Below are 10,349 nucleotides of genomic sequence, written 5' to 3'. Positions count from 1 at the left end.
TCACGGAACAGGCGCGCGCCGACGTGGCGACCTTCGTGGCCCAGGTGGCCCAGGACCGCAACGCCCTGCGGCTGGTGGTCGGGGCCGAGATCCCCGCCGACCTGCTGCCGGCCGGCGGCCTGGTCACCGCCCAGATCCTGCGGGACCTGCCCGCGGCCTGCCCTCCGAGGTCCTGACCCGCCGGCCCGACGTTCTGGCCGCCGAGCACCAGCTGGCCGCCGCCAGCGCCAATATCGGCGCGGCCCGGGCGGCCTTCTTCCCGCGCATCAGCCTGACCGGATCGGCCGGAACGGCTAGCGGCGACCTGGGCGACCTGTTCTCGGGCGGCGGTTCGGCCTGGAGCTTCGCGCCCCAGATCAGCCTGCCGATCTTCTCGGGCGGGGCCAATCGCGCCGGGCTGGACGGCGCCAGGGCCAGCCAGGGAATCGCCGTGGCCCAATACGAAAAGGCCGTTCAGGTCGCCTTCCGCGAGGCCGCCGACGCCCTGGCCGTGCAGGCCACCATCGACGATCGCCTCGGCGCCCAGCAGCGACTGGTCGCCTCGGCCAGCGACAGCGTCCGCCTGTCCAAGGCCCGCAACGACGCCGGTCTGGACAGCGGCCTGACCCTGCTCGACGCCCAGCGCACACTGTACGGAGCCCAGCAGGGCCTGATCGGCGCGCGCCTGGCCCGGGCCGGCAATCTGGTCACCCTCTACAAGGCGCTCGGCGGCGGGGCTTCCCCCGCGACCTGACGCCTTCCCCCTTCGCGGCGCCGCCCCCCCCCCCAGAGGCGCCGCGACCGGAAGGGGCGCGCCCTTCCCCCCATCCCGGGGCGCGCCCCTTCCACCCCTGTCGGATATCGGGCCGCTCCCTACACCGGCAGCTGCACCGTGTTCTTGACCTCTTCCAGCACAGCATAGGTGCGGGTCTCGCGGACGCCGGGCATCTTGACCAGGATGTCGCCGAGGAAGCCGCGATAGGCCTCCATGTCGCGCACCCGGGCCTTGATCAGATAGTCGAAGCCGCCGGCCACCATGTGGCATTCCAGGATCTCGGGGGCGCGGCGCACGGCCTTGGCGAAGTCCTCGAACACCTCGCCGGTCGTACGGTCCAGCACCACCTCGACGAAGATCAGCAGGGCGCGGTCGATCTTGGCCGGGTCGAGCAGGGCGACATAGCCCAGGATGTAGCCGCGCTCGCGCAGGCGCCGCACCCGGTCGAAGGTGGCGGCCGGCGACAGGTGGCACTGCTTGGCCAACTCGGCGTTGGTGATGCGGCCGTCGGCCTGCAGGACCCGCAGAAGCCGGCGATCGGTGTCATCAAGAGCAGAACTGGCCACGGGCAATTTTCCTCGAAGATTATTCGGAAGATAGCGCTCACAAGCAAAGCACATTCAGCCAAGGTGACGCTATACCCTCGATCGTCCCAACCGGCTTCGCACCGCCTCCCCCCCCGACGGCGCCCGGAGCCGCCCCAAGACAGCCCCCTCTCCGTTAGGGGGCTCCCGCGACGCCGCTCCCCCCGGCGTCGCTGAGAGCGGAAGGGGCGCGTCTCCCCCCCGATTGCGCCCCTTCCAACGGCTCCCCGCCAGAGTCATGCTGCCGCGCCCCCAGTTCGGTCGAACTGGAACAGCTTCCGCGCGGAGTGAATAGGCCAATCAACCCCATTTTGATGAAGATCGTACGGCTAAATGATTCCATAAACGAAGCACATTCGCTTCAGACGGCCATATACCGATGATCCCAAAGTTTTACGCCAGTCCCCGACGGGACGGCCAGCCCGTGGACCGCGCATGACCGACTGGGACAGCCTCGACACCGCCAAATATCGCGACGAAGCCGCCGTGATCGCCGACCTGCTGGCCGCCGAGGCCCTGTCGCGCGAGGACCGCGCCGCCGTGCGGGCCGAGGCCGAGGCCCTGGTCCGCGGGGCCCGCCGCAGCGTCCGCAAACAGGGCGTGGTCGAGAGCTTCCTGCAGGAATTCAGCCTGGACACCCGCGAGGGCCTGGCCCTGATGTGCCTGGCCGAGGCCCTGCTGCGCACCCCCGACGACGACACCCGCGACAAGCTGATCGCCGAAAAGATCGGCTCGGCCGACTGGGCCAGCCACCTGGGCGGCAGCGACAGCCTGTTCGTCAACGCCTCGACCTGGGGCCTGATGCTGACCGGCAAGATCGTCGAGCCCGACGAGGAGGCCCAGACCAACCTGCCCGGCTTCATCAAGAAGATCGCCGGCCGGCTGGGCGAACCGGTGATCCGCGCCGCCGTCGGCCAGGCCATCCGCATCATGGGCGAGCAGTTCGTGCTGGGCCGCACCATCGAGGCGGCCATCAAGCGCGCCGCCAATGACGGCGACATCTGCAGCTTCGACATGCTGGGCGAAGGCGCCCGCACCGCCGCCGACGCCGCCCGCTACGAGAAGTCCTATGCCGAGGCCATCCAGACCGTCGGCAAGCTGTCGAACAAGGCCGGGCCCGAGGCCGGCCACGGTGTGTCGGTCAAGCTGTCGGCCCTGTGCCCGCGCTATGAGGCGACGCAGGAAGCCCGGGTCTGGGACGAGCTCTATCCGCGCATCCTGCGCCTGGCCCTGATCGCCGCCCGCCACAACATCAACTTCACCATCGACGCCGAGGAAGCCGACCGCCTGGCCCTGTCGCTGAAGCTGCTCGACCGCCTGTGCCGCGAGCCGGGACTGGGCGACTGGACCGGCCTGGGCCTGGCCGTTCAGGCCTATCAGAAGCGCTGCCCCGAGGTGATCGCCCGCCTGACGGCCCTGTCGCAGGACACCGGCCGCCGCCTGATGGTCCGGCTGGTCAAGGGCGCCTATTGGGACAGCGAGATTAAGCGCGCCCAGGTGGCCGGCCGCCCGGACTATCCGGTCTATACGACCAAGCCCGCCACCGACCTGTCCTATCTGGTCTGCGCCAAGGCCCTGATCGCCGCCGCGCCGCACCTCTACGCCCAGTTCGCCACCCACAACGCCCACACCCTGGCGGCCGTGGTGCGGATGGCCAAGAACGCCAGCGTGCGCATCGAGCACCAGCGCCTGCACGGCATGGGCGAGGCGCTCTACAAGGCCGCCGACGACCTCTATGACGGCATCGTCCTGCGGGCCTACGCCCCGGTCGGCGGTCACGAGGACCTGCTGCCCTATCTGGTCCGCCGCCTGCTCGAGAACGGCGCCAACACATCGTTCGTCCACACCCTGCTCGACGAGCGGGTGCCGGTGGAGAAGGTGGTGGTCGATCCGATCGACGCCGTCGAGGCCCATCCCGATCGCCACGCCAAGATCCCGACCCCGATCCAGCTCTATGGCCCGCGCCGGGTGGTCAACAGCGCCGGGGTCGACCTGTCGATTCCAGGCCCAGCGCGAGCGCCTGGTCCAGAGCCTGACCCGGCTGGACGGCCAGACCCTGTCCTCGGGACCGCTGATCGGCGGCAAGCTGACGGCCGGGTCGCCGCCCCTGCCGTGGTCAAGCCCGCCGCCCGCGACCGGGTGGTGGCGTGGTCTCCGAGGCCCTGCTGGCCCAGATCGACCAGGCCTTCAAAGCTGGCCCGCGCCGCCCAGCCCGCCTGCGGACCAGGCCCGGCGGTCCGGCCCGCGCCACGGTAGCTGCGCGCCATGGCCGAAGCCTGGAGGCCAGCCTCGAACGTCTGGTCGCCATTCCTCGGCCGCGAAGCCGGCAAGACCCTGGCCGACGCGTGGCCGAGGTGCGCGAGGCCGTCGACTTCTGCCGCTACTACGCGGTCCTGGCCGAAGATCAGTTCGGCCTGGCCGGCCAGCTGCTGCACGGCCCGGTCGGCGAGACCAACAGCCTGCGCCTAGCCGGTCGCGGGGTGTTTGTCTGTATCAGCCCGTGGAACTTCCCCCTGGCCATCTTCACCGGCCAAATCGCCGCCGCCCTGGCCGCCGGCAACGCCGTGCTGGCCAAGCCGGCCGAACAGGCCCCGCTGATCGCCCATGAGGCCGTGAAGCTGTTCCACGCCGCCGGCCTGGACCCGCGCCTGCTGGCCCTGCTGCCGGGACGCGGCGAGACGGTCGGCGCGGCCCTGACCGCCCATGAGCAGCTCGACGGCGTGGCCTTCACCGGCGGCACCGAAACCGCCTGGCGCATCAACCAGACCCTGGCCCAGCGTCAGGGCCCGATCGTGCCGTTCATCGCCGAGACCGGCGGGCTGAACGGCATGTTCGTCGACACCACCGCCCAGCGCGAACAGGTGATCGACGACGTCATCGCCTCGGCCTTCGGCAGCGCTGGCCAGCGCTGCTCGGCCCTGCGCCTGCTGTTCCTGCCCCACGACACCGCCGACCACATCATCGACGGCCTGAAGGGGGCGATGGACGCCCTGGTGATCGGCGACCCGGCCCTGGCCGCGACCGATGTCGGCCCGGTGATCGACGCCGAGGCCAAGGCCGCCCTCGACCAGCACCTGATCCGCCTCAGGCACGAGGCCAAGGTGCTGCACAGCCTGGAGACCCCGCGCGGCGGCACCTTCTTCGCCCCGGTCCTGGCCGAGATCCCCGCCGCCGACTTCCTCGAGCGCGAGGTGTTCGGCCCGATCCTGCACGTGGTCCGCTACGCGCCCGAGGATCTGGACGCCGTCGCCACGGCCCTGGCGGCCCGCCGCTACGGCCTGACCCTGGGCGTCCACTCGCGGATCGAAAGCTTCGCGGCCGACGTTCAGCGCCTGGTCCCGGCCGGCAACGCCTATGTCAACCGCGCCATGACCGGCGCGGTGGTCGGGGTGCAGCCGTTCGGCGGCGAGGGCCTGTCGGGCACCGGCCCCAAGGCCGGCGGCCCCCACGCCCTGCTGCGCTACGCCGTCGAGCGGGCCGTCAGCATCAACATCACCGCCCAGGGCGGCGACCCGGCGCTGTTGAATCTGTAGCTTGAGGCCGTCGGCCAGGGGCGAGCCTCTTCGTCCATGGCCGACGGTTTCGACATTCATCTGGACGCGGAACAGGCCGCTCGGTTGAAAGCCGTGGCGGCGCAGCTCGGCCTGTCGCTGTCCGACGACGCCTTGTCGCTGATCAAGGTCGGTGTGGCCCGAGCTTAAGAAGCGGTCAGCGGCCTCTAGGCGATCGCCCGCTCCTTCCGAGAGACGGCATTTCTCTGTCCACCGGTGTCATCGGTCGTGGTAACCGTTGAGCGAAGCTCGTCAGAAGCGCCGGAGGAAGCCATGGATCGTCCCTCAACCCTCGACCGCCGCGGCCTGCTGATCGGGGCCGGCGCGGCCGCCGCCCTGCTGACCCCGCGCCTCGCCCTGGCGGCGACCGCGCCTGTGGTCCAGACCACGGCCGGCCAGGTGCGCGGCGCCAGCGCCGACGGCGTCTCGGTCTTCAAGGGCCTGCGCTACGGGGCCGACACCGGCGGCGAGCGCCGCTTCATGCCGCCCATGGCGCCTGAGCCCTGGTCGGGCGTCCAGGACGCCCTGGCCTATGGCGCGGCCTCACCCCAGACCGGCAAGGGCGAAGAGGGCGAGACCTTCTCCGAGGACTGCCTGTTCCTCAATGTCTGGACCCCGGCCAAGCCGGTCAAGACCGGCCTGGCCGACGGCGGCAAGCGGCCGGTGATGGTCTATATCCATGGCGGCGCTTACAATACCGGCTCGGGCTCCAGCCCCTGGTACGACGGGACCCGGCTGGCCAAGCGCGGCGACGTGGTGGTGGTGACGGTCAATCACCGGCTCAACGCCTTCGGCTATCTTTACCTGCCGCGCCTGTTCAACGACCCCGCCGTCGCCGACAGCGGCAATGTCGGCCAGATGGACCTGGTCCTGGCCCTGCAGTGGGTGCGCGACAATATCGCGGCCTTCGGCGGCGATCCGGGCAAGGTCATGCTGTTTGGACAATCGGGCGGCGGGGCCAAGATCGCCACCCTGATGGCCATGCCCAGCGCCAAGGGCCTGTTCCATCGCGCCGCCACCATGAGCGGCCAGCAGGTCACGGTGGGCGGCCCGTTCAACGCCACCAGGCGGGCCCAGCTGTTCCTCGACAAGCTGGGGGTCCGCGATTTGGCGCAATTGCGCGCCCTGCCCGCCGACCAGATGCTGGCGGGGCTGAAGGCCGTCGATCCGGTCGCCGGAGCCGGCGGGGTCTATATGGGCCCGGTGCTGGACGAGCGGTCCCTGACCCGCCACCCGTTCTTCCCCGACGCCGCCGCCCAGAGCCTGGACGTGCCGATGATGGTCGGCAACACCCATGACGAGACCCGCGGCTTCGTCGGCTGGGATCCCAAGGTGTTCGACATGAGCTGGGAGCAGGTGGTGGCCAAGCTGCCCGGCCAGTTCAACGCCCGCATCGACATCGACCCCGCCACGGTGGTGGACGAATATCGCCGGATCTATCCGGCCTATTCGCCCGCGGATGTCTATTTCGCCGCCTCGACCGCCGGCCGCTCGTGGAAGGCCGCCATTCTGCAGGCGGAGGAGAGGGCCAAGGCCGGCGCGCCGGCCTATGTCTACCAGCTGGACTGGAGGTCGCCCAAGGACGGCGGAATCTGGGGCGCGCCCCATACGCTGGACATCGGCCTGGTGTTCGGCACCCTGGACGCCCGGGGGTCTATCGTCGGAACCGGTCCCGACAGCGTGGCGATGTCCAATCAGATGAGCGACGCCTTCATCGCCTTCGCCCGCACCGGCAATCCCAACTGCGCGGCGATCCCGGCCTGGGAGCCCTACACCCTGCCCCGCCGCCAGACGCTGGTGTTCAACACGCCCTCGGCGTTAGTCGATGACCCGCGCGGGGCCGAGCGCGAGCTGTTCAACAAGGTCCCGTTCACGCAGTTCGGGACATAAATCCTCCCCCGCTAGGGGGAGGATCTTGAGCCCTATTTCGCCGCGTCCATCAAACCCGCGAAGCGCTCGAACAGGTAGAGGCTGTCGGTCGGGCCCGGCGAGGCCTCAGGGTGGTGCTGCACCGAGAACACCGGCTTGCCGGTCAGGGCGATGCCGGCATTGGTGCCGTCGAACAGCGAGACGTGGGTCTCGGTGACCGGGGCCGGCAGGGTGGCGCTGTCGACCGTGAAGCCGTGGTTCATCGACACGATCTCGACCTTGCCTGTGGTCAGGTCCTTGACCGGATGGTTGGCGCCGTGGTGGCCCTGTTCCATCTTCACCGTCTGGGCGCCGAGCGCGAGGGCCAGCATCTGGTGGCCCAGGCAGATGCCGAACATCGGCACGCCGCTGGCGACCAGCTTCTGGATCTCCGGCACCGCATAGACGCCGGTCGCGGCCGGGTCGCCCGGGCCGTTGGACAGCAGCACGCCGTCGGGCTTGCGGGCCAGGATGTCCTCGGCCGAGGTGTTGGCCGGCACCACCGTGGCGCGGGCGCCGACATGGGCCAGGGCGCGCAGGATGTTGCGCTTGACGCCGTAGTCGAGGACCACGACCTCGTATTTGGGCTTGTCCAGCTTGGCGTAGCCTTCCGGCCAGGACCACAGGCCCTCGTCCCAGGTGAAGGTCTGGGTGGTCGAGGCGTCCTTTGCCAGGTCCAGGCCTTCGAGGCCCGACCAGGCGCGCGCCCTGGCGACCAGGGCGTCGAGGTCGAAGACGCCGTCGGGGCTATGGGCGATAACCCCGTGCGGCATGCCGGTCTCGCGGATCTTGCGGGTCAGGGCCCGGGTGTCGATCCCGGCCAGGCCGACCATGCCGCGACGCTTCATCCAGCCGTCGAAATCGGTGTCGGCGCGCCAGTTGGCGGCGGCGGTTGGGATCTCGCGGAACAGGGCGCCGCGCGCCGCCGTCTCGGCCCCGCCCGACATCTGCTCGAGGTCCTCGAGATTGGCGCCGACATTGCCGACGTGGGGGAAGGTGAAGGCGACGATCTGGGCCATGTAGGAAGGGTCGGTCAGGATCTCCTGATAGCCGGTCATGGCGGTGTTGAAGCACACCTCGCCGACCGCCTCGCCGACCGCGCCGCAGCCGACGCCCTGCAGGATCGTGCCGTCGGCCAGGGCCAGGACACCGGTGACGCCCTCAAGCAAGGAAACGCGGGGGAGAAGGTCTTGGGACATCTCGGAAAGCGCCTCCAGAACGCATGGCCCCAGAAGGAGCCGGACATTGTCGCAAAAAGGCGGGTCGAGTGTAACCCCGCCCGGCCAGGGCCGGGCCCGGACTTTTCGTGCGTTACGGCGGTCGGGCTCTCGCCCGCCGCCCGCGCAAACGGCGGGGTGTTTAGGAGCCCCGACGAGGGGGGTCAACCTTGAATCCCCTCAGCGCCACATTCGCGTGATCGCGCGATTTCAACCCTCGCCCGAAAGGGTCGCCAACCCTTAGGATACAGGGGTTCTGGCTCCCCTCCCGGAAACGCCCCATGCTCGAGATGCGCCCCAACTGCGAGTGCTGCGATCGCGACCTGCCGCCCGACAGCGACCAGGCCCGGATCTGCACCTTCGAATGCACCTTCTGCGCCGACTGCGCCGAGACCCGATTCTCCGGCCTATGCCCCAATTGCGGGGGTGAGCTGGTGGCCCGGCCGATCAGGCCGCAGAGCAAGCTGCACCGCTTTCCGGCCTCGCTGCGACGCGTGCTCAAGGCCCATGCGGCCTGCGCCGGACCGCCGCCCGCCAGCCCGCCGGCCGCGCGTTGGGCGGCGCCGTAGCAAAGCGGCCACACCCGGCCTTTTTGCGGTGAATCGGCGCCAGGCCCGGGATCTCTTTTCACGTTCGGCTCGTTAGCTGCTGTGAGTTCGAGGAGCCTGACCATGACCGCCGCCACCTTCGCCCGCCTGTCCGCCCCGATCCTCTCCGCCCGGATCGACCTGGCCGGGCTCGGCGAGCGCGCCTTGCGCGGCATGCTGCTGAGCACCCTGGCGATCAGCGCCGTGGTCTTCATGGCCCGCAGCCTCTAGTCAGGCCTTGGCGCCAGACAGGGCCACGGCGTATCACGCTGGCCCGCCTGGAGCGTCCCATGACCATCACCACTGTCGGCGTCGACGCCGATGACACCCTCTGGCACAACGAGACCATCTTCCGGCTGACCCATGCGCGGTTCGTCGACCTGCTGGCGCCCTATGGCGACGGCGAGGCGATCGAGGCGCGGCTGGCGGAGACCGAGAAGCGCAACCTGCGGCTCTATGGCTACGGGACCAAGGGCTTCACCCTGTCGATGATCGAGACGGCCATGGACCTGACCGACGGGGCGGTGGCGACCTCGGTGATCCGCGAGATCCTGGCCGCCGGCCGCGAAATGCTCAGCCATCCCGTCGAGCCCCTGGCCGGGGTCGACCTGGCCCTGACCACCCTGTCGGAACGCTATCGCCTGGTGCTGATCACCAAGGGCGACCTGCTCCATCAGGAACAGAAGCTGGCGGCCTCCGGGCTGGGCGACCTGTTCGCCGCCGTCGAGATCGTCTCGGAAAAGGACGCCGACACCTATCGCCGGGTCTTCGCCCGCCACGGCACGGGGGCCGAACACGCGGCCATGGCCGGCAATTCGGTGAAGTCCGATGTCATCCCCGCCCTGCAGGCCGGGGCCTGGGCGGCGCTGATCCCCTATCCCCTGGTCTGGGCTCACGAAGCCGCCGCCGCCCCGGCCGACCACGCCCGCTACCGCGAGCTGGGCTCGATCAGCGAGCTTCCGGCTTGGCTGGACGGGCTTTCGTCCCCAGCCGGCTGATCCAGTCGCGGGCCGGGCGCTCGAAGAACACCAGCGACAGATAGCTGATCGGGATCAGGGCCAGCACCCAGAACAGCACCCACAGGCGCATCAGGTCGCCGTTCAGGTTCCACATTCCCAGCCCCACCCAGGCCAGGCCCATCTTCAGGGCCAGGGGATGCAGCAGATAGAGGCTGAAGCTCAGCTGGGCCCAGGGCGCCATCCAGCGGATGGTCGGCCCGACCGGACCGGCGGCGTCGGCGGCGATCCCGGCCAGGCCGACGCCATAGATGATCAAGAGCAGCCAGTCGCGGTCCAGCTTCAGCGGCGAGGCGATCAGGAACACCGCCAGCAGACCCCACATCCACAGATGCGGGAACGGCAGCCGGGCCAGGATCGGGCGCAGCTGGAAGCCCAGCATGCCGACCAGGAAGCCCGGCACGGCGCGCAGCACGCCCATGTCCCAGGTCCACTGGTGGAAGGGCCGATCGCCATGCGGCGACTGCAGCAGGATCACCAGGCTGGCGATCACCACCAGGGCGGTGACGATGCGCCCGCGGGCGGTGATCCAGAACAGCAGCGGCAGGGCGACATACATGCCCATCTCGGCGCTGATCGCCCAGCTGACGAAGTTCCAGGTCTGGGATTGGCACACACCCCAGGCGTGGATGAACAGGATATTGGGCACGATGCAGGCGGCGTCATAGCGCCGGGGATCGCGGTCCTGGATCCAGCCGGCCATGCCCGCGACCGCCACGGCGATGAACACCA

Annotated in this window: 10 protein-coding genes and 1 pseudogene; 8 read left to right on the top strand and 3 right to left on the bottom strand. The window is 69.9% G+C overall.

What is annotated here, in order from left to right; translation table 11 throughout:
• Positions 1-733: pseudogene (locus tag CSW58_RS01615) on the top strand (efflux transporter outer membrane subunit); the annotation flags it as partial.
• Positions 734-852: 119 nt separating this feature from the next.
• Here the strand turns inward: CSW58_RS01615 and CSW58_RS01610 are convergent.
• The gene (locus CSW58_RS01610; RefSeq protein ID WP_099446045.1) at positions 853-1,320 is read right to left on the bottom strand and encodes an Lrp/AsnC ligand binding domain-containing protein; all 468 of its coding nucleotides are present in this window, start codon (positions 1,318-1,320) and stop codon (positions 853-855) included.
• A gap of 453 nt (positions 1,321-1,773) precedes the next feature.
• Between CSW58_RS01610 and CSW58_RS15980 the strand changes: the two genes are divergently transcribed.
• From CSW58_RS15980 to CSW58_RS01595, 4 genes are all read left to right on the top strand, one after another.
• On the top strand, positions 1,774-3,594 hold the full coding sequence (locus tag CSW58_RS15980) for a proline dehydrogenase family protein (RefSeq protein WP_369825053.1): 1,821 nt from the start codon (positions 1,774-1,776) through the stop codon (positions 3,592-3,594).
• Positions 3,486-4,871 (top strand): L-glutamate gamma-semialdehyde dehydrogenase, encoded by a 1,386-nt coding sequence (locus CSW58_RS15975; protein ID WP_369825052.1) that lies wholly within the window; start codon positions 3,486-3,488, stop codon positions 4,869-4,871. The genes CSW58_RS15980 and CSW58_RS15975 overlap by 109 nt, the downstream gene beginning before the upstream one ends.
• Before the next feature lie 36 nt (positions 4,872-4,907).
• Positions 4,908-5,039 carry a hypothetical protein gene (locus CSW58_RS15570; protein ID WP_255406517.1) on the top strand — a complete coding sequence of 44 codons (132 nt, stop codon included), beginning with the start codon at positions 4,908-4,910 and terminating at the stop codon, positions 5,037-5,039.
• A gap of 123 nt (positions 5,040-5,162) precedes the next feature.
• A complete protein-coding gene (locus tag CSW58_RS01595; protein ID WP_099446044.1) occupies positions 5,163-6,779 on the top strand; it encodes a carboxylesterase/lipase family protein in 1,617 nt (538 codons plus the stop codon).
• Positions 6,780-6,811: 32 nt separating this feature from the next.
• On the opposite strand, the gene carA is transcribed toward CSW58_RS01595, so the two are convergent.
• Positions 6,812-7,996: a glutamine-hydrolyzing carbamoyl-phosphate synthase small subunit gene (gene carA, locus CSW58_RS01590; RefSeq protein ID WP_099446043.1), complete on the bottom strand. Its 1,185-nt coding sequence runs from the start codon at positions 7,994-7,996 to the stop codon at positions 6,812-6,814.
• Positions 7,997-8,295: 299 nt separating this feature from the next.
• Here carA and CSW58_RS01585 point away from each other — a divergent pair, with 299 nt between their 5' ends.
• The 3 genes from CSW58_RS01585 to CSW58_RS01580 all read left to right on the top strand — a co-directional run bounded on the left by CSW58_RS01585 (position 8,296) and on the right by CSW58_RS01580 (position 9,599).
• Positions 8,296-8,583 (top strand): DUF1272 domain-containing protein, encoded by a 288-nt coding sequence (locus CSW58_RS01585; RefSeq protein ID WP_099446042.1) that lies wholly within the window; start codon positions 8,296-8,298, stop codon positions 8,581-8,583.
• 102 nt (positions 8,584-8,685) lie between these two features.
• Positions 8,686-8,832 (top strand): hypothetical protein, encoded by a 147-nt coding sequence (locus CSW58_RS13935; protein WP_161494539.1) that lies wholly within the window; start codon positions 8,686-8,688, stop codon positions 8,830-8,832.
• Between the two features lie 59 nt (positions 8,833-8,891).
• A complete protein-coding gene (locus CSW58_RS01580) occupies positions 8,892-9,599 on the top strand; it encodes an HAD family hydrolase (RefSeq protein WP_201721548.1) in 708 nt (235 codons plus the stop codon).
• Here CSW58_RS01580 and CSW58_RS01575 read toward each other — a convergent pair.
• The coding region (locus CSW58_RS01575; protein ID WP_099446040.1) for an acyltransferase at positions 9,550-10,349 on the bottom strand (800 nt) is incomplete at its 5' end. The two genes, CSW58_RS01580 and CSW58_RS01575, sit on opposite strands and share 50 nt — an antisense overlap.

It is taken from the genome of Caulobacter sp. B11 (assembly GCF_002737765.1).
Lineage (GTDB): Bacteria > Pseudomonadota > Alphaproteobacteria > Caulobacterales > Caulobacteraceae > Caulobacter.
Note: the sequence above shows the minus strand (reverse complement) of the source record. Positions and strands in the feature narration are given on the sequence as shown.